The organism is Sporacetigenium mesophilum DSM 16796 (genome assembly GCF_059569055.1).
This window is the reverse complement of record NZ_JCANUR010000001.1, coordinates 92908-116564: the sequence shown is the minus strand read 5'-3', so window position 1 is coordinate 116564 and position 23657 is coordinate 92908. Positions and strand designations below refer to the sequence as shown.

Sequence of the window (23657 nt, the reverse complement as noted above, 5' to 3'; positions counted from 1 at the left end):
TTATTCATCTCCCAAATACATTTGTAGTCCTATTAATGAACAACCTAAGGCATTATCCGTTGCATAATCTGGTTCAGTAAAATAACAATTTATATTATGTTTTTTTAGTTTGAAAGTCAAATTGTTTTTTATATATTTACTAGCCGATACTCCACCAGCAAACACAACATCATGCATACAATACTTATCACATACGTAAATAAGTGATTTATACATTATTCTAACTATAGAATCTAATGTTAGTTTACATATATAACCATCATCAAAATTATTCATAGCTTTATCTATTTGATTTTCAAGACCAGATATATTCATATATCCATCCTTTACAGATGTTTTAAGGCCTTCTTTTATTGTTTCTATACAGTTAATTGCATATTCATCTACGAACTTTCCACAGGGGAAGTTATAGCCTAAACTAACACCTATTCTATCTATAAGCTGACCGAAGCTTATATCCTTACTTCCACCTATTATCTCTATATTATATTTACAATCATTCTTATTTACTTTTAGGATTTCCGTAGTTCCACCTGACATATGAACAGATATAAATTCTTTTTTAGGTATATAAGTATTATAAAGTGAAGCCTCTATATGATTTTCCTGATGTGTTGTTTCATATAAAGGTATATTCAAAACTGAAGATATAGTTTTTGCATAGTTATATCCAGCTAAAAATACAGGCATATACGAATCTTTTACAGGTCTTGGTTTTGTAGATACACATACAGCAGATATATTATAATTAGAAAGTATATCTTTTATTTTTTCAAAATTATATCCTAAATTATTTATATGTTGAAATACTCCTTCACTTTGCCTTATTCCCTTTGTGTTTTCTTTAACTTTAAGCAAAGTTTTTTCATTTAGTATTATATTTTTATTTAAAGATATAGCTGCTATAGATGTAGTATAGCAGCTGGTATCTATTCCTAATATTATATTATTCTTGCTCTTTGCATTCACTTACAACACTTCCTAATATACCATTAATAAAACTTGGAGATTTTTCATCACAATATCTTTTAGCTAATTCTATAGCTTCATTTATAGATACTTTTTTAGGTACATCGCCAAAATATAAAAGTTCTGTTATAGATACTCTAATTATACTTAAGTCCACCTTTGCAAGTCTGTCCACTGTCCAATTCTTAGCGTATTTGTTTATTAGTCCATCTACAACTTCTTGATTTTCAAAAAACTTATTTAATAAGTTTTTCATATAATCTTTATCAGTAACCATCTCAAAAGTAGTTTCTTCACCTAGTATTTCAATTTCTGGATCATCTGAACTTTGTAATTTTATTTCGTCGTATCTAGCTATCATTTCTTCTTCGTGATTTAAAATAAATTCAATTAATAAATCTTCTGCTAATACCTCTTCTTTTATTTCCTTTGTCATGTCTAATTGGTAAAACAGTTTCATTATGTATTCTCTACTTACCATTCTTTTTATCTTATCCATCCGCTGATTCCTCCTCTATAGTCTTTATTATTTACTATCTAGACTTAAAAAAACCCTCTGATTTTTCAGAGGGTTCATATTAACTTTATTGGTTGTTCACTTTATCAGCTTTTTCTTTTTTGATGCTGATTCCTTGAACGTGTATATTAACTTGAGAAACTTTCAACCCAGTCATTGTCTCTACAGTGTTTTTTATATTTTCCTGAACTTTAAAAGCTACATCTGGTATAGATACTCCATAATCTACTATCATCATAATGTCTAAGGTTACTTCATCTTCTTCTAAAACAACCTTTACTCCATTGTTTTTTAATAACTTATCTGTTAATGAAGTTGTAGTTACAACCCCTTCTATTTCTACAGCAGCTAATCCTGCTATTGTGGCTATAACATCAGCTGATATTTTCACTTCACCAAAATTATGATTTTCCATCATCATATAAGTTCCCCCCATAAAAGAAATTGTATATATTTCTTAATAAAACAATTTTACCAAATAGTACTATAGTTTGCAAGAAAAATAAAACCTCAAGCTATTTACTTGAGGTTTATTTCTACTATTTAGCGTTATTGTTCATTAATTTTATGTTGTCATATTCCATTTTTGCTTCTGCAGCTACTAAATCGAACACTTTAGCAGCATCTGCTTTTTCTAATTTTTCTTCGTTAACAACTACATTAGCTGTTCCATTGCTTATATATACAAGTGGCTCACTAAATCCTTTTGCACTTAATAAATCTTCTATTTTTAATTCAAGTTCTTGATCTTTTACTAACTGTAATTTCATAGTTGAAGCCTGTTCTCTAGTATTATCGTTTGTAGAAGGATTGTTTACTATTTCATTTAATGATGCTACTAACTCAGCTCTTTGCTTTTCTCTATTCATTTTCATATCTACTATATAAGAAGCTTTTTTCAAATTCTTTTTAGAAGTTATTTGTTTTTCTATTGCTGCACTAGTTTCCTTAACTTTTTCATCAACCTTAGTTACTTTGCTATCAACAACTTTAGTATCTTCTTTCTTTGCTTCTTCTTTCTTAGTATCTTTTTTGTCTTCTTCACCTATATTTAAAGCCTCTTCATATTGTTGTAGCTCTTGAGAAGTTTCAAGTAAAGATTGTTTACTTAAGTTGTAGTTTATAGTTCCAACTAACACTAACATTAAAGTTAAAGACATCACTATAAACCCTCTGCTTTTTAAAAACTTTCCATTAAATTTCATATTTTAATACCCCCCAAATTTTTAATTAATATTTTCCTCTAAACTTTTATGTATGTTACATTTATACGTACTAGCTTTTTAAAATATTCATATTTTAAAAATTAATTTATTTTGAGTATACCTCAACTTGATGTCCTGGTATTTGAAGCGAAACTTGAACTGCTTTGTATAAACTATCTTTAACTGTAGGATCGCTAGCTCCTTCAGCTACAACTAAAACACCTTTTATCTTAGGGTCTGTAGTTTTTATAACTATTGGACTTTCGCTGTTTGATGTTACCATAGTTTTGTTTACACTTTCTGTAGTTACTGCTCTCACCCCTCCTTGAGAATCTTTTTCTTCAGTTTTTTCAGTTGTTGAGTTTGAGTTAAAAGCTGGTTCTATTTGTTCGCTAGTTTCAAATGTTATTAAAACATCTACGTTCCCAACCCCTGAAATATTAGTTAATATACTTTCTAGTCTAGCTTCTAGCTCTTGTTCTTCACTTAATGCTGATTTTTGTTCAGTTGCAGCTTCTGTTTTATTAGCTTTAGAGCTAGGTTTACTTGTACCAGGCATGCTTGATAATGCTATAATTAATACTACACACCCTGTTATTATAGCCAGCAAGCTATAAATCTTCTTTTTGTCTTTTTCGTTTAAATTTTTAAACATACCCTCAACCCCTATTAATTTATTTCTATTTTTTTAATCGATATGTCTAATACATTATTTAAGTCTTCTTTTAAATCTTTTGTATTTATTGACTGCTTGTCTTTAAAAACTTGCTTTGAACCATCTTTATTAAATTCTATTCCTTCTTTGTCCAAATTATCACTATTATTTTTATTTTTTTCTTTTATTTTTATACTTTCTATAGAAGATCCACTAAATTCTATATCTTCGAGCTCATATCCACTTTCTGAGAGTTTTATATTTATTGATTCCTTCAAATAATCCTCATAATTTGATGCTAGACTTTGAGCCCCAGTTTTGCTGGATAAATCATTCATACTTTGTTCATATTTTTGATTGGACTCATTGTATGATTTAAGTATCCTATCTTGTAGTGTAATTTCCCCTTGAAACATATTTATTATTGGAGTAACTATTATAAATACAAATATAAAGTTCATTACTAAGTTTATATATGGCTTTATTTTTCCTGAAGGGAGAATCAAATCTACTATATTAATAATAAATGCCGCTATTAATACACTTACTAACCATTCTTTTATAGCAATTAACATAACTTCCCCCTCCTTATATACCTGATACTGTACCTATTGATGTGAGTATTGCAATAGTTACGAAAAACATTATTGTTATAGCTATCATAGAGGCTAACATTATAGTCATTAGGTTCCCTATTTCATTTAAAAAATTGCAAATACCATCTTCCCCTATTGGTTCTATTGCTATAGCGGACACTTTATATACTAAAATTATTGATATTATCTTTATAACAGGTATAGCACATATACCTATTAAAATTATTAGCCCAACTACCCCAAATACACTTTTTATAAGCTGTGAGGATGATAATAATAATTCAACTGAGTCTGATACAAATCCGCCTACTATAGGTATAAAATTTCCAACTGCAAACTTTGCAGTTTTTACAGTAAACTTATCAAAGGTTGTTACATATAACCCTTGAATAGATACAAGAGCCAAGTATATAGTGAACATTGCTCCTATTGTAACTATGTTAATTTGCTTAATAAAAGATGAGAATTTTTTAAGTTTTATGTTTTTAGATAAATTATTTATAACTAAAACTGAAAATGCTACAGCTATTGATGCAAATAAGAAGTTTTTGAATATTATATTTATAAATGTTATTCCACCTAAAAATATTGGATTTAATGCAGTGGATGTTATAGGAAAACCCATAACCACTAAGAACGCTATTAATATAGGTATAACTATTTGCATTAAATTTATCATTGTATCTATTGTGGTATAACATATATTTAATACATCTTTAAATCCTACCAAGGTGAGAGATACCATACTAATAAATACTACATAGGTGGTTATTTGAGTTATTGCTCCAGATGAAAAAGAATTGTCTAGACTCTTTAATATAGATGACAATAATGCTAAAACTAATATAATAGCAAATATCTTTAAGCTAGACTTTAATTCTTTGAATAAAAACATTTTTATTCCTTCTTTATCAAATAAATCAAGTATATTTTTTTTTCCTGTCATTACTTCTTTCATATATGTTTTTAGGTCTACCTTTTTAAGCATATCTTCTTCGTCTATATAACTTTGGATGTCATCTACTTTCATTTTTCCTAACTGCTCTTCTATATATTTATCTACATTAATACCTGTATTATTGTTTTCGTTTGCAAAAGATACACTACCTAACCCTAAAACCACAGTTAACATAAGTATAGTACTAATTAATATTCTTTTCATAAGTATCCCCCACCCCTATGGGATTATATTTATTATTACTTCTACTATGGTAAATAATATTGGAAAAGACATTGCCATAACTATTATTTTCCCACCAAATTCAAGTTTAGAAGCAATATTTTTTTCGCCACAGTCTTTACATATTTGTATAGCAAATTCCATTAGGTAAGCAATACCTATTAGCTTTATAATAAGTGATATATACATAGTTGGTATATTAGCTTTATTGGCTAGCTGTTGTATGCTTTCTATTATGTAGTTTAGTTTATAAGTAGCTCCTAAGAAAATAATAACCCCTGTTGCTAAAGCTATAAACATTGCCATTTCTGGCCTTTCTTTTTTTAGCAGAAGGCAAAGAACAGTGGACATTATAGCCAGTGCTACTAACTTCATAACTTCCAATATAATTCCTCCTCTTTAGTAAAGTTGAAACATAGTTCTCACTGTATTAAATAAGTCATTCATCTCATTTAATACCATACCTAAAACTACTATTATTCCCGCTAAAGTAGTCATTGTAGTCCAATCTTTTCTATCTGTTTTTTCAAGTAACATATTTAATATAGATATTAATAATCCTATCCCCGCTATTTTTAATATTAAAGCTATGTTCATATAGATCCCCCTTACACTAATATAATTCCTACTACTAAACCAACTATAGTTGTTACCTTCCTATAAACCAAACCCTTTGTGTTTATGTCATCTTGAGTTGTGTCTGTAAGTTTTTTTAGATTTTCAACTGTCAAATTTATTATTCTTTCCTGTGAATATATGTCACTTTTACCAAGACTTAATATAAGACTTTTTAGTTCATCCTCCTCTCTTTTGGCTAGATATGTTTCACTTTGAAGTATTTTTATATTTTCTTCCAATATTTGTTCCAAGGTATTACTTTGATTTTGGGATAAATCTTCACCCATTTTGCTAAAAAACTTACTAAATGAATATTCTTTTTTATCTCCTAATTTACGAAAAACTTCTTCTAATGTATAAAGCCCAAATGACAACTCCATATGTAGTATCTCTAATATTCTTATGAGGTCGCAGAGTTCTTTATGTCTTTTATTGTATGTATTGTATATATATTCACCTAATAAAAAACTACATCCAACTAACATAAATATTAATATTATTTTAATCTCCAAGATACCACCTCTTTTCTTCTAAATCGTATATCTTCTCTACTGTGCCTGGTCCATTTTTAGATGATAGTATAATTACTTTCTTAAATAATTCTTTATCAAGAAGTTGATTTAATTCTTTTCTACTTTGAATATCCTCTATACCATCACCATGTACAGTAGTTATCAAATTTACCCCTCCATGAAGAGCTGTATATAGTGCCTTTATTTCCTTACTACTTCCTATTTCATCTGTTACTATAACATTTGGAGACATAGATCTAAGTAACATGATTATTCCTATATCCTTTGGACATGTTTCTATTATGTCTGTTCTTATTCCTATATCCATTTGCGCTACTCCTAAATATGAACCTGATATTTCATTTCTTTCATCTATTACTGCAACCTTTAACCCCTTAAAACCTAACCTTTCATTCCCATCACTTATATTTTTTACTATATCCCTAAGTAGTGTTGTCTTACCACACTGGGGTGGTGATATTATTAATGTATTGTGAACTTGATTAGAGCCTTTTAATATATGTCTTAAAACCTTATTAGAACATCCTAATACCTGCCTTGAAATCCTTATATTAAGAGATGATATATGCTTTATATTTTTTATCTCTCCATCTTCTATTATTGCTTTTCCTACTAGTCCAACTCTATGTCCACCTCTTAGTGTTATAAATCCCTTTTTTATATCATCTATAAAGGAATGTATAGAGTATTTACATATTAGTTGAAATGTTTGTTCTATGTCTTCCTTACTTACTATGTATAGATTATTTGTATTCGTATCTAAATTTTTATTTTTTGTATTGTAGAAATAATCTTTATTATTTGCGCAAATCATAAGCGGTTTATTTGCCCTAAGTCTTATTTCTTCTATGTGTAACATTGATAGGTCAATACTCAAGATTTTTTCTCTTAAATTTGGTGCTAACGAATTTATAATTTCTTCTGGAAGTCTATTCATCGTCTTGTCCTCCTTCCTATTTATAAAATAATATTATGTTTAACAAAAAAATATGCATGTTTTATTGTACAAACTGCTAAATTTTTTCACTTATATATATGTATCAAAAGTCAAATACTATTTATATAATTATGTTTAAAGTTATAAAGGAGATGAAACTATGAACAACAGAGCTGTTATTATAAACAAAGTAGTTCAACACGAGTTGTATAATATTAAGACCTTTTTAAACGGTATTATAGACGATTATCCAGAGTTAACAGATGATAATACTGAAAGTTATTACGAAGAGTCAGCTATGCACGATAGACTAGAAAAGTTTTTATCGGATATAGATTCAATATTGTATGATTTAAAGTCATATTCTTCTCCATCTAAGGAAGACACCTTAGTATATAACAAATTCAAAAATACTTTTAAATTGAAAAATGAAAATAAAAATATATTTAGCGGGCAATTAGTTGAAATTTTCAATGAAGAGATTGATGAATGGGAACCAGGAAAAATAGAATATTCTAAGAATTACAATGGATACTATTTTTTAAGTTTTGATACTTGCCCCAAAGAATTAAAAAATAATATGAAAATAAGAATTAAATATGTACAATAGGCAATTAAAAAAGGGCTATTTATCATAGCCCTTCTTATTATTTCTCAAACTTCTTAAATGCTAATGTTCCATTATGTCCTCCAAACCCTAATGAGTTTGAAAGTGCGTATCTTACTTCTCTTTCTTTTCCTTTGTGTAATACATAATCTAAATCTAGATCAGGATCTTGTTCTTTAACATTTACAGTTGGTGGTATAAAACTTTCTTCTATTGCCATAGCACAAGCTATAGCTTCTACAGCACCAGCTGCCCCAAGTAAGTGACCTGTCATAGACTTAGTTGAAGATACACATAGTTTATATGCATCGTCTCCAAATACGCTTTTTATAGCTTGTGTTTCTAATCTATCATTGTATGGAGTAGAAGTACCATGTGCATTTATATAATCTACTTCATCTAATGGTATATTTCCATCTTTTAAAGCCATTGCCATAGATCTAGCTGCACCTTCTCCGCCTTCAGCAGGAGTAGTCATATGGTATGCATCAGCAGTTAATCCATATCCTACAACTTCAGCATATATATGTGCACCTCTATTTAATGCATGTTCTAATTCTTCAAGTATTACTACACCCGCTCCTTCTCCCATTACAAATCCATCTCTGTCTTTGTCAAATGGACGAGATGCAGTTTTTGGATCATCATTTCTAGTTGACATAGCCTTCATATTACAGAATCCAGCCATTGATAATGGAGTTATACCGTGTTCACTACCTCCACTTATCATTACATCAGCGTCGCCTCTTTGTATTATTTTAAAAGCATCTCCTATAGAGTGAGTACCTGACGCACAAGCTGTTACAACAGTAGTATTTGGTCCCTGAGCACCAAACATTATAGAAACTTGCCCTGATGCCATATTTCCTATCATCATAGGAATAAAGAACGGACTAATTCTTTTAGGTCCTTTTTCCAATAATACTTTGTGTTGTGCTTCTAGTGTACCTACTCCACCTATACCAGAGCCTATTATAACTCCAAATCTCTGTTTGTTTATTTTATCTAAATCTAAGCCAGAATCATCCATTGCCATTTTGGAAGACGCAACTGCATATTGAGTAAATTCATCCATTCTCTTTGCATCTTTTTTATTTATATATTCTTCTGGGTTGAAGTTTTTAACTTCTGCAGCTATTTGAGTTGGATATTCTGATGCATCAAATTTTGTTATTTTATCTATTCCAACAACTCCATTTTTTAAAGAATTCCAAAACTCTTCTTTACCTATTCCTATAGGAGTTACACATCCTAAACCTGTTATTACAACTCTATTTTTCATGAGTTTTACCTCCACGAACTAACTTATTTGTTAGCTTCTATATATTTTACTATATCACCAATGTTAGCAAATTTTTCAGCTTCTGAATCAGGTATTTCTATGCTAAATTCATCTTCTAAAGCCATCATTATTTCAACAGCATCTAAAGAATCTGCTTCTAAATCTTTCATTAAAGAAGTTTCCATCCCTATAGTAGTGTCTTCTCCTACACCTAATTGGTCTGCTATTATTACTTTAACTTTTTCGAATATCATATTAATTACCTCCATATAAATTTAAATTATTTATTAAATATTTTATAGTAATTTATAATTACATAAAATTACATAACCATTCCACCGTCAACATGTATTACTTGACCTGTTATATAAGTACTCATATCACTACATAAGAATATTACTAAATTTGCAATATCTTCAGGAGTTCCAAATTTTTTCATAGGTATTACAGATAACATACCTTCTTTTACATCATCTTTTAATACATCTGTCATATCTGTTTCTATAAAACCTGGAGCAACAGCATTTATATTTATATTTCTTGAAGCAAGTTCTTTTGCTGTAGCTTTTGTAAATCCTATAACACCTGCTTTAGATGCACAATAATTTGCTTGACCAGGATTACCCATAACACCTACTACAGAAGACATGTTTACTATTTTACCATTTCTTTGTTTCATCATAGGTTTAGTAACAGCTTTTGTACAATTAAATACACCTTTTAAATTTACATCTATAACCTTATCAAAGTCTTCTTCTTTCATTTTCATAATTAGTGAATCTTTAGTTATACCTGCATTATTTATAAGTATATCTATTTTGCCAAACTTATTCATGACCTCATTTATCATATTATTTACATCTTCTGATTTAGATACATCACATTTTAAAGCCATGCACTCTACACCTAAAGATTCTATTTCTTCTTTTACTTTTAATGCTTCAGTTTCACTTGAAGTGTAATTTATAACTACATTAGAGTTGAAACTTGCAAGTTTTTTAGCTATTGCCTTTCCTATTCCCCTAGAACCTCCAGTAACTATAGCAACTTTATTTGAAAAATTCATGCTATATTTCACCTTCTTTCGCTAATTTTACGAACTCATTAAGTGATTTACTATCTTCTATATTGTGTATTTTTACATCAACCTTTTTAGTAGATGATATTTTCTTTATAAAACCTTTTAATGTTTTTCCTGGACCTATTTCAACAAAAGTATCGTATCCATCTTCTATTAGTTTTTCTATAGAGTCTTCCCATAATACAGAAGAACTTACTTGTTTAATTAATAAGTCTTTAAAATCTCCTTCATAATAACCTGCATTTGCATTTGCAATTACAGGAACTTTTAAAGAATTAAACCTAACACCTTCAAGTTCATTACCTAATTTAATTCCAGCAGGTTTTAACATAGATGAATGAAAAGGCGCACTTACGTTTAGCATAACTGATTTTTTTGCTCCTCTTTCTTTACAAAGTTCTACAGCCCTTTGTACTGCATTTAACTCTCCAGATATAACTATTTGACCAGGAGAATTAAAGTTAGCAACCTCTACTACTTCATTTTCAGTAGATGCATCTTTAACAACTTCACTTAATGACTCTCTATCAAAACCAAGAATTGCTGCCATACCTCCAGTTCCTACTGGTACAGCTTCTTGCATATATTTCCCTCTTTTTTTAACTAGTTTTACAGCATCTTCAAATTCCATTGAATTTGCTGCAACTAGTGCTGCGTATTCTCCTAATGACAATCCGGCACATCCATCATAATCAAAATCGATTTCTGACTTTAGAGCTTCAAGTAAAGCTATACTTAAAGTAACTATAGATGGTTGAGTATTTTCAGTTTTTGTTAACTCACTATCTGGGCCATTGAACATTATATCTAATAAATCCATATGTAGAGCATCATTAGCCTTATCCATAACTTTTTTTGCTACTTCATTATTTTCATATAGTTCCTTACCCATTCCTACATATTGTGAGCCTTGCCCGGGAAACACCAATGCTATTTTCCCCATATTTACCCCTCCTACTAACCTATATTTATATTAGGCATAACTTCTTTAGCTTTTAAAACTATCTCTTCTATTATTTCACTACAAGATTTTATTTCTTTGACCATAGAAGCAGTTTGACCTGCCATAAAAGAGCCTTGTTCCATATCGCCTTCTAAAACTGCTATTCTTAAAGAACCTACACCTTTTTTATCTATTTCAGATGGATCTATACCATTTTTTTCCATACTCAATAAATCTTTTGCTAATCTATTTTTTAGTGTTCTTACAGGATGACCTGTAATTCTACCTGTTACTATAGCATCTCTATCTCTAGCTTTTAAAACCATTTGTTTGTAGTTTTCATGTACTATACATTCATCACTACATATAAATCTAGTACCTATTTGAACACCTTCAGCGCCTAATGCAAATACAGCAGCCATACCTCTTCCATCTGCTATACCTCCTGCCGCTATAACTGGTATAGATACAACATCTGCCACTTGCGGAGTTAATACCATAGTTGTTAACTCACCTATATGACCACCAGCTTCTGTTCCTTCTACTATTACAGCATCTGCTCCTAAGCTTTCCATTCTTTGCGCTAATGCTAGAGTAGGTACTACAGGAATAATTTTTGTCTTAACTGACTTTAACTTTTGAATATACTTTCCAGGATTACCAGCACCAGTAGTAATAACTGGAATTTTTTCTTCCACCACTAAGTCCATTATGTCATCAGCAAATGGAGACATTAGCATTATATTTAAACCAAATGGTTTATCTGTTAATTCTCTACATTTTATTATTTGTGCTTTTATTATTTCTTTCGGTGCACTCCCAGCAGCTATTAGCCCGAGCCCTCCAGCATTAGATACTGCAGCTGCTAATTCAGCTGTAGCCACCCATGCCATACCCCCTTGTATTATAGGGTATTTTATCCCTAATAACTGACATAATCTATTCATCAAATTGCCCCTCCTATATGCTCCATTTGATAAGCGAAGAACCCCAAGTTAATCCTCCACCAAATCCTACAACAACTATATTATCACCTTTTTTAATTTTATTATTTCTATAAGCTTCATCAAGAGCAACTGGGATTGACGCAGCAGACATGTTTCCATATTTATCTATATTTACATAAACTTTATCCATTGGTAATTTCAGCCTCTTGGCAGAAGCTTCTATTATTCTTATATTGGCTTGATGAGGTATAAGATAGTCTACATCTTCTAATTTAAGACCTGCAATATCTACTGCTTTTGAAGATGAGTCTCCCATAATCCTAACAGCAAATTTAAACACATCACTTCCTGCCATTTTTACATAGTGAAGTCTATCATTTACTGTTTCTATACTAGCTGGCTTTCTAGATCCACCTGCAGGTAAAGTTAAGTAACTACCACTAGCTCCATCTGCGCCTAGGTATGTTGATAATATACCGCCATCTTCAACCTCTCCTAAAACTGCTGCTCCAGCTCCATCTCCAAATAATATAGCTGTTCCTCTATCTGTATAGTCTATGACCTTACTTAATGTCTCGGCCCCTATTACTAATACGTGTTTATGCATATTACTTTGTATTAATGATCTTCCTATGGTAAGTCCGTATATAAATCCAGTACATGCAGCTTCTAAATCAAATGCAGCTGCATTTTTTGCACCTATATTAGCTTGAACTATACAAGCTGTAGACGGAAATGACATGTCAGGAGTTACAGTTGCAACTATTATTAAATCTATATCTTCAGGTGATAAATTTGCACTTTTTATAGCATTTAAAGCTGCTTGTGTTGCTAAATCTGAAGTAGCTGTATTTTCATCAGTAATTCTTCTTTCACTTACACCAGTTCTTGTCTTTATCCACTCATCTGATGTATCCATAATTTTTTCTAAGTCAAAATTAGTTAATTTTTTCTCTGGAACAAAGCTACCAGTTCCTAATATCCCTACACTTTTCATGAGTCCAATCGACCTCCAAATAATCTAATTTTTTTATTAATAATCAGATTTCTATTTTATTCACTTACATTAATTTCTTTTATTTTTTCCTTTATATCGTCTACTACATTTCCATCTACAAATTTTATTGCCTGATTTATAGCATTTTTTATAGCATTGCTATCAGAACTACCATGCGCTTTTATAACTCCACCATTAACGCCAAGTAATGGAGCACCGCCGTATTCTGTATAATCTAATCTATTTTTCATCTTCTTAAAGTCATCTTTAAGTAATATAGCCCCTATTTTTGTTTTAATATTACTCAAAAAAGTTTCCTTAAGTAATCCAAACATAGATATAGCTACTCCTTCTACAGACTTTAATAATATGTTTCCTGTAAATCCGTCACAAACTATAACGTCCGTATATCCACTTATAACATCTCTAGATTCTACATTTCCTATAAAGTTTAAATCTACCTTTTTTAATTCTTCATAAGATTTTTTGACTAAATCATTTCCTTTTCCTTCTTCTATTCCTACATTAGCAAGTGCTATTTTAGGATTCTCTATATCTAAAACCTTATTTGAATATATTGAACCCATAACTCCGAATTCAACTAAATTTCTAGGTTTACAGTCTGTATTTGCACCACCATCAACTATAAGGCTCATAGATCCTTTCATATTTGGAATTGCAGGGCATAAACAAGGTCTATCTATTCCTTCTATTCTTCCTACTATGAACAATCCTCCAGCAAGTAATGCACCTGTGTTTCCAGCCGATACTATAGCATCAGCTTTTTTTTCTTTTACCATATTAAGTGCAACTACCATTGATGAGTCTTTTTTTGATCTTATAGCTTTTACTGGTTTATCTTCATTTTCTATAATCTGAGTAGTATTTACTATCTCTAATTTGCTTTTGTCAAAGTTATATTTATTAAATTCTTTTTCTAATGATTCTTTATCTCCAGTTACTATTATGTCTACTTTATATTCATTAATAGCATTTGTAATACCTTGGACTGTTGAAAAAGGTGCATTGTCTCCACCCATGCCATCAACTACTATTTTCATATGTCTTCCTCCTACTCTATTTCTTCAAATATAAACTTTCCTCTGAAAATTTGATTATGAGTTTTACTATTTACTATAGCTTTTACGTAATGTTTTTTATCTTTTACTTTATATATTTCTGCTTTCGCTATTAACCTGTCATTTTCCTGTACAGGCTTTAGGTTTTTTACATTAGCAAATCTCATAATAACTTTAGGAGCGTCTATAACAGCCATAGCTAAAGATTCTGTTAACCCAAATATGTATGTATCTTTAACTATACTTGTCTTAGAGTATGTCATATCATTAGTAGTTTCAAGCATGGATATACCTATTTTGCCTACTGATAAATCTATTATTTCACCAGTTATTTCTTTTACCCCTAGAGTTTTTATCTTTGATGTTTGGCTTTCTGCCATTTCTTTTATTCTTTCTCTTAACTCAGGAATACCTAGTTTTAATCTATCTAATCTTATAGTCTGTATACTGACTTCAAAAATAGAAGATAACTCTTCATCTGTGTAAAATGGATCATCATTTAGCATTTCTATAAGTCGAGATTGTCTCTCCGCTTTTGATACCTTTTTCATAATACCTCCGTTCTTATAGCTGGAATTAGTACCAACTACTAATACTAGTATATAATATGTGTTAATATTTATCAATATGCTAATTCATTTTATTTATATATCCCCAAGAAACTACTTATGCTCTAAAATATTGGATTTGCTGGACTTTACTTTAATTTATATTTTACTTGAATATAAAAAAACATGTAGATTGCTCTACATGCTTTTTACGAAACTATTTAGATACAACTTCTTTACCTTTATAGTATCCACAATCTGGACATACTCTGTGTGGTAATTTTGGCTCATGACATTGTGGGCAACTTACAAACCCAGTTGCAACCATTTTTGAGTTAGCTGCTCTTCTCATTTTTGTTTTCGATTTAGATGTTTTACGCTTTGGTACTGCCATTTATGCCACCTCCTTAGTCTTTTTTGAAAAAGTTTTGTAATTTAGCTAAACGGGGATCTATTGACTCCTCGTCATTGGCGTCTGTATCACAAGAGCATTCACCTTTATTTAGGTTCGCTCCACAGTTTTGACAAAGACCTTTACATTCTTCATTGCACAATGTTCTTTGTGGCATGTTAAATGATAAAGAATCCTCTATCATAGGTAGAAGATCTATTGTTTCGTCAGTATATACATATACATCATGTTCTTCTATCTTGTCTTCGTCTATTTCTTCTTTTACTATGAATCCTTGTACAGGATATTGTAACTCTACTTCTACGTCATCTAAGCATCTTCCACAATTATCTGCTATCGAATATTGTACTTCGCAATCTAAGTATATACCATCACTAGTATTTCTTATTTTGCCTTCTACACACATAGGAGTAGTCAACTTATAACTATTATCACAATAATTAATACTATCAATTTTTTCGCAAAAATTCAAGTCTAAATTATCTATTTCTCTACTTAATAACTTCTCTAAATTTATTTTCATGTCTATCACCTCGATACATTGCCTAGTTTATTATACAAATCATACTTTACTTTGTCAAGTATTTTTACTTGATAGAATAAACTTGGCTTAATAATGGACAAAACTCAAGGTAGGCCTTAACCTACCTTGTTATTTTACCCAATTATTATTTTCCTACTAACATAACTGTATCTCTAGCTATTGTTAATTCTTCATTAGTTGGTATTAATAATATCTTAGTTTTTGAATCTTCTGTAGATATTACTCTTTCTTTTCCTCTTACTTTATTAGCTACTTCATCTAACTTCATTCCTAAGAAACACATATCTTTACATATATTTGCTCTCATTTCTATAGCATTTTCACCAACACCAGCAGTGAAAACTACAGCGTCTAATCCGTTCATTTCAGCTGCATAAGAACCTATATATTTTTTAACTCTCTTAACATATGAATCTAGAGCTACTTGAGCTTTTTCATCACCTTTTGCTGCAGCGTCTTCTATATCTCTAAAGTCACTTGATATTCCAGTCATACCATATACACCTGATTGCTTGTTCATTAAGTTATTTATACCATTTATATCTAAGTTTTCTTTTTCCATTAAGAATGGAACTATAGCAGGGTCCATATCACCACATCTAGTACCCATTATTAATCCTTCAAGTGGAGTGAATCCCATAGAAGTATCTACACACTTTCCACCATCTACTGCTGCTATAGAAGCACCATTTCCTAAGTGGCAAGTTACTATTTTTAAATCCTCTATATTTTTACCTAACATCTCAGCTGCTTTTCTAGATACATATAAGTGAGAAGTTCCGTGGAATCCATATCTTCTTACTCCATGCTTTTCATACATTTCATATGGTATTCCATATAAATATGAAGATTTAGGCATTGTTTGATGGAATGCAGTGTCAAACACTCCTACCATTGGTACATTTGGAAGTATAGCCTTACAAGCTTCTATTCCCATTATGTTAGCTGGGTTATGAAGAGGTGCTAACTCTATACATTCATTTAAAGCATTCATAACATCATCATTTATAACTACTGAGCTTGCAAATTTTTCACCAGCATGAACAACTCTATGTCCTACTGCATCTATTTCGCTCATATCTTTTATTGCACCAAATTCAGGGTCAACTATTGCATCTAATACTAACTTTATAGCATCTTGATGATCTTTCATAGGTTGTTCTACAACATACTTATCATCTCTGCCTTCTTTTTCGTGCTTTAATATAGAACCTTCTATACCTATTCTTTCTACTAAACCTATAGCTAATACTGATTCATTTTCCATGTCTATTAATTGATACTTTAATGAAGAACTTCCACAGTTCATTACCAATACTTTCATCTTGAGTATACCTCCTGTACGTAAATTATTAAAAATCACTTTATGTACTGCATATACGTTTCAAATTTTTCCACTGAATAATATATCACCTTTTTTATTAAAAGTACATACTCTGACACTGTTTTATTATATACATATACATAAATTTTTATAATACCCACTTTTTATAATTCTATAGGTATTACCAATATTCCTTTTTTTATTATAGCAAAATTTGTATAATTTTCCTATTTTATTATATAATTTATAATATATAACTATAACGGAGGATCTTATGAAAACATTAGGATTAATAGTTGAATACAATCCATTTCACAATGGACATTTGTATCACTTAAATAAATCAAAAGAAATAACTAATGCTACACACACTGTTGCTATAATGAGCGGTCATTTTTTACAAAGAGGCGAGCCTTCATTATTTGATAAATATACTAGAGCTCAAATGGCCGTAAGTAATGGTGTAGATTTAGTTATAGAACTTCCAACTCTATTTTCATCTCAAAGTGCAGAAATTTTTAGTTTTGGTGCAATATCTACATTAAATTCTACAAATGCAATAGACTGCGTTTGCTTTGGGAGTGAAGTTGGAAATATAGATATTTTATATAAAATAGGTGAACTACTAGTAAATGAACCCCTTGAATTTAAAGTAATCTTGAAAAATTACTTAAGTGAAGGAATGTTATTTCCTAAAGCTAGATCTAAGGCCTTATTTCAATATATAAATAAATATAATGTAATCAACATATCAGAAGATGAAATATTCAATATATTAAACTCACCTAATAATATATTAGGAATTGAGTACATTAAAAGTATTCTAAAATTAAATAGCAATATAAAACCATATACTATAACTAGAGTTAAGTCTGATTATAATTCAAAAGAAATAAACAGTGATATATGTTCAGCAACTGCTATAAGAGAAAGCCTTAAAAGCAATTCAAATATATATAATATAGAAAATGTAGTTCCCAATAATACATACAAAGCTATAAATGATAAGATAGTAAATAATTTTTATCCTATATATGATGAAGATTTTTATAATATATTGTCTGGTATTATACTTAGAGATGAAAATATATTAGATAGTTATTTTGAAGTAAACGAAGGTATTGAAAATAAAATAATTGGAAGTTTGTTTAAATCTACATCTTTATACGACCTTCAAATGAATGTCAAATCCAAAAGATATACTTTAACTAAAATAAAAAGAACATTAAATAATATAATGCTAGGAATAAAAAAAGATGAAATGTCTATTATTAAATCTATAAATAATATTCCTTATATAAGAGTATTAGCATTTAATACTAAAGGAAGAGAAATATTAAAAAAAATTAAAACTAACTCTGATATAACTATTATAAATAAATTAGCAAAGGCAGATACATCTACAAATGAAATAACAAACCTTATGCTAACTTATGATATAAAAGCTACAAACTTATATAATCTAATATACTATAGAAACAACAAAACCCTTTTAAAAGGCCCTATGGACTACTATATATCACCTAAATATATAAGAGAATAACTAACAAAGCTCTACGTTTTAAAAACGTAGAGCTTTATTATATAAGGAAGTAATTATTAAAATACTTTTCCTGGATTTAATATATTTTTGTGATCAAAGGCTAATTTAATATTTTTTAATAAACTCATATATTCTCCATTTTTAGACTTTTGTAAATACCCTCTTTTTGCATATCCTATTCCATGTTCTCCCGATACTTGGCCTCCTAGTTCTTTTGCCCTAGAATACATATGGTCAAATGTTTCGTTTAATTTTTTATTCCAAGCATACTCATCCATATCGTCTTTTAACACATAGATGTGTAAGTTTCCATCTCCAGCATGGCCAAAACTCTTTATTCTTACATTTAACTTTTCTTGTAGTTCATTTGTATACCTTACAAACTCAGCAACTTTATCTCTTGGAACAACAACATCACACTCATCCATTTCAGTTGTACTAGCTTTTATTGCTTCTAGGAATGCTCCCCTTGCTGACCATATTGAATCATTTCTTTCTTGAGTATCTGATATAAATACATCGTATGCTCCATTTTCTAAACATATATGAGCTACTTTTTCATATTCTTTTTCTATATCTTCCTTACTATTTCCATCAAAAGTAAGTAAAAGATATGCATCAGAAGTATTATCTGGGAATTTTTTACCTAGAAATTCTTCAGATGCAAGGATTACATCTCTTTCCATAAATTCTATAGCTGTTGGTATAGATTTTGATTTTATTATTTTAGGAACAGTTTCTATTGCTGTACCTAACTCTGGGAATGGTATAAGTAAACTTATAGCTTTTTTAGGTAATGGAAGAAGTTTTAATGTTGCTTTAGTTATAATACCTAATGTTCCTTCAGAACCTACGATTAAATCCTTTATACTATATCCTGAACTGTTTTTTACTACCTTCCCACCAACTTCTATAATCTCACCATTTGGAAGTACTACCTCAAGGCCTCTTACATAATCCCTTGTAACACCATATTTAACAGCTCTCATTCCACCTGCATTAGTGTTTATATTACCACCTATTGTTGCACTTTTTTCACCTGGATCTGGTGGATAAAATAAATCTTTTTCTTGAACATATTTACCTATTTCCATTAATAATACTCCAGGTTCTAATGTTAATGTTAAATTTTCTTCATCTAGTTCTAATATTTTATTCATTTGGCTTAAATTAAGCATTATTCCACCATGTATAGCAACAGAAGCACCAACAAGCCCTGTACCTTGACCTCTAGGAGTAACAGGTATACTGTTTTCATAAGCATACTTCATTATTTTAGATACTTCATCAGTGTTGTGTACATTTACCAATACTTCTGGATATTTCTCTATTCCACCTAGTTCATCATGTGAATAATCTTCATTAATATCTTCACCAACAAATATATTATCATTACCACAAACATCTATTAAAAATTTAATATCATTCTTATCTATAGATTTATACATATTCTTCACCCCTATTCTATAGTTATTGCTAATTGAGATTTTTCATTTTCTAGTTTTTCTATTAACTTAGGAACTATATCATAAACATCTCCAACTATTGCATAATGTGCAGTATTAAATATAGAAGCATTTTCATCTTTATTTATAGCAACTATACATTCTGATCCATTCATCCCCGCTACAAACTGTATAGCACCTGAAACACCACAAGTTATTATAAGTTTAGGTTTGACCGTCCTACCACTTAAGCCAATTTGTTTTTTAGCATCTACCCATCCAGATTCAACTAAAGGTCTAGTACCTGCTACACTAGCTCCTAATAAATCTGCCAGTTTATTTATCATTTCCATATCTTCTTGTTTCTTTATAGCTCTACCTGCAACTATTATAACTTCAGCTTCTTCAAGTCCTACTTCAATAGCTTTATGTTTAACTTCTAATACACTTATATTAGAGCTTAATTTTTCATTATCAATATTACACAATGTAATCTTACCATTAGGATCTTCTATTTTTTCTGGAGCATTGAATATTTTATATCTAACTGTTGCAAATTGTGGTCTATGGTTTGGAGTATGTATATGAGCCATTATATTTCCACCAAATGCAGGTCTTATTTGATCTAAATCAGTATTCTCAGAAACATCAAGTATTGTACAGTCAGCAGTAAGCCCTGTTCTAAATCTAGCTGCAAGTCTTGGAGCTAGTGATCTTCCAACAGTTGTTCCTCCAACTAATACTATTGTAGGTTTTATATTGTTTATAAAGTCTTCTACTACTGCAGTATAAGGCTCTATTCTAAAGTGCTTTAACTCTTCATTGTCGTATACAAATACTTCATCTACTCCATAGCTTAATAATTCTTCAGTTTTATCTTCTATGTTACTTCCCATAAATACACAGTAAACTGGGTGATTAATTTTTTCTGCCATTTCTCTCGCTTTACCTATAAGCTCAAATGTAACTGGATGTATATCTCCATCAACATGATCTACATAAACTGCTATGCCCTTCCATTCATCTTTGTTTATAGAATGCACCTTTTCTTCCACAAATTCAAATAGGCCTTCTGGTCCTTTTTTAACGCAAATTTTACACATTTTACAACCTGAATTTATTTCTAACTTTTCATTGTTATATTCTATAGAATTAAATGGACATAATCCTAAAACTTCTTCTATATCAAAAGATTTACTTTGATTTATAATTATCTTTGCCATTATTTATCCCCCCTAAAATACCTTAAGTTCTCTTAGTTTTTGAGTTAATTTATCACTTAATTCCTCGGCATCTCCTCTCCATACTTCCTTGTCATTATTAGAGCTTGGTGGGAATATACGAAGAACCTGTGTTGGAGAACCATTAAGTCCATATCTTTTTTCATCTTTATCTTCAAAATCATTCAAACCATAAAATGGAACTTCTTTATCTTTACTAGATAACTTTAATTTAAAAGATGGTAATCTCGGTTGGAATATATCTTTTTCCACAGTTAGTAAGCAAGGATAATTAATTTCACAGACTTCTACTGTATCTGGCATATCCATTTCAATAACTATAGAACTTTCCTTTATATCTACTATTTTTTTTACATTTGCAACATGAGGCATTCCTAAAAATTCTGCCATTTCTGGACCTACTTGAGCTGTGTCTCCATCTGTAGTTTGCTTACCACATATTATTAAATCAGGATTTCCTAACTTTCTAACACCTTGAGATAATGTATATGATGTAGCTAAAACATCAGCACCAGCAAACCTTCTGTCAGATAATAACGCTCCTTTGTCTGCTCCCATCATATAAGCTTCTTCTATTACTTGCTTTGCTTGTGGTGGCCCCATACTTATAACAGAAATTGTAGCTCCTGTTTCTTGTTTAATTTTTAAAGCTGTCTCAAGAGCATACAAATCATATGGATTCATCTTAGAATCTACTCCGTCTCTTTTAAGAACTCCTGTTTTTTCATCAACTTCGACTTCTGAAGTTCCTGGAACTTGTTTAATACAAACTAATATTTCCATAATTAATCCCTCCTAAATAATCGTTCCTAAGTATACTAATACTCCTAAAATCGCTACATAAATTACACAAAACTTAAGTGTAGCTCCAAATATCTTTCCTTCTTGACCTATAAGACCTGTTGCTGAAGTAGCTATAGCTATACTTTGTGGCGAAATCATTTTTCCAGCAGTTGCTCCTGAAGTATTAGCAGATGCTAACCAATAAGGGTCAACCCCTATAGATGTTGCAACTTCACCTTGCAATGCCCCAAATAATATATTTGCAGATGTATCACTTCCTGTAACAAATGTTCCAAGAGCGCCAAGTGCTGGAGATATTAGAGGATAATAACTGCCAGTAACTTGAACTAATACAACAGCTATATCATTTATCATTCCGCTATACCCCATTATCTTTGATATAGCCACTATAGATAAAACAGTTATTATTGACTTTGTAAGTTGTTTAACTGTTTTTCCAAGTACACTTACTATTTTTGATATACTAATTCCTTGCATTTTACCTGCTATAAATGTTGATACAATTATTATTACACCTGGTGTATTTATCCAAGAAAAACTAGCTGCTTTTGCATGTTCTCCTGTATATATTATTATTTTGTTTGAAAAATAAGCTAAAGATTTATTTATGCCTGGGAATAGCGGGCTAGTTAAAACTATTAATATACAAAGTAGTACATAAGGCATCCAAGCTAATACCCCTTCTTTCATGGAAACCTTTTCCTCATATACAACACTTTGCCCTAATGAACCATCATGTGATAATTCATCTGATGTTTCTTCTGATACTTCTTCTTTATACATAAATTTTGCAACTAATATAGTCGCTCCCATACTACATAAGCTTCCTATTAATGCTGGAAGTTCTGCTCCCAAATATTTTGCTATTACAAGTTGTGGTATAGCAAAGGCAACCCCTGATACTAAAGTTATAAAAAATACTCCTTTTATACCTTTTATACTTTTTCTTGTCATCATTACAAGAAGAAACGGTATTATAACTATAAATCCTACTAATTGAATTCCTATATTATAACTAAGTTGTAATACATCAAGCCCTGTAACTGTAGCTAAAGTTGATACCGGTATTCCTACAGCTCCAAATGCAGTTGGCACCGTGTTGGCTATAAGACATATTATAGCTGCAAATACTGGGTTAAATCCAAGTGATGCTAGTATACTAGCTGGTATCGCAACTGCAGTTCCATATCCTGCCACTGCCTCTAAAAACCCTCCAAATCCCCATGCCAATATAAGTACTTGAATTCTATCATCTTTTGTTATACTAGATAGCATTCTCTTAATAGTGTCCATTGTCTTTGTTTCAACTGCTAGGTTATATGTAAATAATGCAGCTATTATAACTATCATTATTGGCCATAACCCTATTGCTGCTCCTTCTGCTGTTGCACTCAAAGCATCAATAAATCTAATTTTCCAAAATACTATTGCTAAAATAAATGTTGCCACCATAGTCATAAAGCATGTTTTATGAGCTGGTAACTTGAGCACCCCTAAAGATACTATTAGCCATAGAATAGGTATTATGGCTAGAAAAAACAATAGATAGGTATTCATAGTACTCCCCCTTGAATATTGGTGTTATGGTATTATGGTATTACCAGTTGTGTTTAAGTATTTTTACCATCTTAATTAATAATATTATAATGT

The 23657-nt window shown here is 30.3% G+C and carries 28 protein-coding genes; 2 read left to right on the top strand and 26 right to left on the bottom strand.

Annotated elements, in window-relative coordinates; all coding sequences use genetic code 11:
* From BS62_RS00595 to spoIIIAA, 11 genes are all read right to left on the bottom strand, one after another.
* Nucleotides 1-969 (bottom strand): O-sialoglycoprotein endopeptidase, encoded by a 969-nt coding sequence (locus BS62_RS00595; protein ID WP_496489291.1) that lies wholly within the window; start codon nt 967-969, stop codon nt 1-3.
* Complete coding sequence (gene nusB / locus BS62_RS00590; protein ID WP_496489290.1) at nt 947-1468, bottom strand: transcription antitermination factor NusB; 522 nt, start codon at nt 1466-1468, stop codon at nt 947-949. The genes BS62_RS00595 and nusB overlap by 23 nt, the downstream gene beginning before the upstream one ends.
* Before the next feature lie 85 nt (nt 1469-1553).
* Nucleotides 1554-1901, bottom strand: a complete 348-nt coding sequence (locus tag BS62_RS00585; protein WP_490140417.1) for an Asp23/Gls24 family envelope stress response protein — start codon at nt 1899-1901, stop codon at nt 1554-1556.
* 124 nt (nt 1902-2025) lie between these two features.
* Nucleotides 2026-2691, bottom strand: coding sequence for a SpoIIIAH-like family protein (locus BS62_RS00580; protein ID WP_496489289.1), 666 nt, complete (start codon nt 2689-2691; stop codon nt 2026-2028).
* 106 nt (nt 2692-2797) lie between these two features.
* Nucleotides 2798-3346 (bottom strand): SpoIIIAG-related protein, encoded by a 549-nt coding sequence (locus BS62_RS00575; RefSeq protein WP_496489288.1) that lies wholly within the window; start codon nt 3344-3346, stop codon nt 2798-2800.
* Nucleotides 3347-3360: 14 nt separating this feature from the next.
* Nucleotides 3361-3921, bottom strand: coding sequence for a stage III sporulation protein AF (locus tag BS62_RS00570; protein ID WP_496489287.1), 561 nt, complete (start codon nt 3919-3921; stop codon nt 3361-3363).
* Between the two features lie 13 nt (nt 3922-3934).
* A complete protein-coding gene (gene spoIIIAE / locus BS62_RS00565; RefSeq protein WP_496489286.1) occupies nt 3935-5104 on the bottom strand; it encodes a stage III sporulation protein AE in 1170 nt (389 codons plus the stop codon).
* Nucleotides 5105-5119: 15 nt separating this feature from the next.
* Nucleotides 5120-5497, bottom strand: a complete 378-nt coding sequence (spoIIIAD, locus tag BS62_RS00560) for a stage III sporulation protein AD (RefSeq protein ID WP_496489792.1) — start codon at nt 5495-5497, stop codon at nt 5120-5122.
* Nucleotides 5498-5521: 24 nt separating this feature from the next.
* Nucleotides 5522-5719, bottom strand: a complete 198-nt coding sequence (gene spoIIIAC, locus BS62_RS00555) for a stage III sporulation protein AC (protein WP_490140185.1) — start codon at nt 5717-5719, stop codon at nt 5522-5524.
* Between the two features lie 11 nt (nt 5720-5730).
* Nucleotides 5731-6252, bottom strand: a complete 522-nt coding sequence (locus tag BS62_RS00550) for a stage III sporulation protein AB (RefSeq protein WP_496489285.1) — start codon at nt 6250-6252, stop codon at nt 5731-5733.
* The gene (spoIIIAA, locus tag BS62_RS00545; protein ID WP_496489284.1) at nt 6242-7210 is read right to left on the bottom strand and encodes a stage III sporulation protein AA; all 969 of its coding nucleotides are present in this window, start codon (nt 7208-7210) and stop codon (nt 6242-6244) included. Before spoIIIAA ends, BS62_RS00550 begins: the two co-directional genes overlap by 11 nt.
* A gap of 160 nt (nt 7211-7370) precedes the next feature.
* Between spoIIIAA and BS62_RS00540 the strand changes: the two genes are divergently transcribed.
* Complete coding sequence (locus tag BS62_RS00540) at nt 7371-7820, top strand: DUF5348 domain-containing protein (protein ID WP_496489283.1); 450 nt, start codon at nt 7371-7373, stop codon at nt 7818-7820.
* Nucleotides 7821-7857: 37 nt separating this feature from the next.
* Here BS62_RS00540 and fabF read toward each other — a convergent pair whose 3' ends face one another.
* The 11 genes from fabF to BS62_RS00485 form a co-directional block, all read right to left on the bottom strand.
* Complete coding sequence (gene fabF / locus BS62_RS00535) at nt 7858-9099, bottom strand: beta-ketoacyl-ACP synthase II (protein WP_496489282.1); 1242 nt, start codon at nt 9097-9099, stop codon at nt 7858-7860.
* A 23-nt stretch (nt 9100-9122) separates the two neighbouring features.
* A complete protein-coding gene (gene acpP, locus BS62_RS00530; protein ID WP_496489791.1) occupies nt 9123-9350 on the bottom strand; it encodes an acyl carrier protein in 228 nt (75 codons plus the stop codon).
* A gap of 71 nt (nt 9351-9421) precedes the next feature.
* Nucleotides 9422-10165 carry a 3-oxoacyl-[acyl-carrier-protein] reductase gene (gene fabG / locus BS62_RS00525; protein ID WP_496489281.1) on the bottom strand — a complete coding sequence of 248 codons (744 nt, stop codon included), beginning with the start codon at nt 10163-10165 and terminating at the stop codon, nt 9422-9424.
* Between the two features lies 1 nt (nt 10166).
* The gene (gene fabD, locus BS62_RS00520) at nt 10167-11123 is read right to left on the bottom strand and encodes an ACP S-malonyltransferase (protein ID WP_496489280.1); all 957 of its coding nucleotides are present in this window, start codon (nt 11121-11123) and stop codon (nt 10167-10169) included.
* 14 nt (nt 11124-11137) lie between these two features.
* On the bottom strand, nt 11138-12070 hold the full coding sequence (fabK, locus tag BS62_RS00515; RefSeq protein WP_496489279.1) for an enoyl-[acyl-carrier-protein] reductase FabK: 933 nt from the start codon (nt 12068-12070) through the stop codon (nt 11138-11140).
* Nucleotides 12071-12083: 13 nt separating this feature from the next.
* On the bottom strand, nt 12084-13067 hold the full coding sequence (locus BS62_RS00510; RefSeq protein ID WP_496489278.1) for a beta-ketoacyl-ACP synthase III: 984 nt from the start codon (nt 13065-13067) through the stop codon (nt 12084-12086).
* A 56-nt stretch (nt 13068-13123) separates the two neighbouring features.
* Entirely contained in the window at nt 13124-14128 is a 1005-nt protein-coding gene (gene plsX / locus BS62_RS00505) for a phosphate acyltransferase PlsX (RefSeq protein ID WP_496489277.1), read from the bottom strand.
* 11 nt (nt 14129-14139) lie between these two features.
* Complete coding sequence (gene fapR / locus BS62_RS00500; RefSeq protein WP_496489276.1) at nt 14140-14697, bottom strand: transcription factor FapR; 558 nt, start codon at nt 14695-14697, stop codon at nt 14140-14142.
* 214 nt (nt 14698-14911) lie between these two features.
* Nucleotides 14912-15088, bottom strand: coding sequence for a 50S ribosomal protein L32 (gene rpmF / locus BS62_RS00495; protein ID WP_490140196.1), 177 nt, complete (start codon nt 15086-15088; stop codon nt 14912-14914).
* Between the two features lie 13 nt (nt 15089-15101).
* Nucleotides 15102-15629 (bottom strand): YceD family protein, encoded by a 528-nt coding sequence (locus BS62_RS00490; protein ID WP_496489275.1) that lies wholly within the window; start codon nt 15627-15629, stop codon nt 15102-15104.
* A 145-nt stretch (nt 15630-15774) separates the two neighbouring features.
* Entirely contained in the window at nt 15775-16974 is a 1200-nt protein-coding gene (locus BS62_RS00485; protein ID WP_496489274.1) for an acetate/propionate family kinase, read from the bottom strand.
* A 274-nt stretch (nt 16975-17248) separates the two neighbouring features.
* Here BS62_RS00485 and BS62_RS00480 point away from each other — a divergent pair, with 274 nt between their 5' ends.
* Complete coding sequence (locus BS62_RS00480) at nt 17249-18517, top strand: nucleotidyltransferase (RefSeq protein ID WP_496489273.1); 1269 nt, start codon at nt 17249-17251, stop codon at nt 18515-18517.
* A gap of 56 nt (nt 18518-18573) precedes the next feature.
* Here BS62_RS00480 and BS62_RS00475 read toward each other — a convergent pair whose 3' ends face one another.
* Genes BS62_RS00475 through BS62_RS00460 form a run of 4 tightly spaced genes read right to left on the bottom strand, consistent with a single transcriptional unit; the run spans nt 18574 to nt 23564 of the window.
* On the bottom strand, nt 18574-19965 hold the full coding sequence (locus BS62_RS00475; protein WP_496489272.1) for an FAD-binding oxidoreductase: 1392 nt from the start codon (nt 19963-19965) through the stop codon (nt 18574-18576).
* Between the two features lie 11 nt (nt 19966-19976).
* Complete coding sequence (locus BS62_RS00470; protein ID WP_496489271.1) at nt 19977-21185, bottom strand: electron transfer flavoprotein subunit alpha/FixB family protein; 1209 nt, start codon at nt 21183-21185, stop codon at nt 19977-19979.
* A gap of 12 nt (nt 21186-21197) precedes the next feature.
* The gene (locus tag BS62_RS00465; protein ID WP_496489270.1) at nt 21198-21986 is read right to left on the bottom strand and encodes an electron transfer flavoprotein subunit beta/FixA family protein; all 789 of its coding nucleotides are present in this window, start codon (nt 21984-21986) and stop codon (nt 21198-21200) included.
* Between the two features lie 12 nt (nt 21987-21998).
* Nucleotides 21999-23564, bottom strand: coding sequence for an L-lactate permease (locus BS62_RS00460; RefSeq protein ID WP_496489269.1), 1566 nt, complete (start codon nt 23562-23564; stop codon nt 21999-22001).
* Nucleotides 23565-23657: the final 93 nt, after the last annotated feature.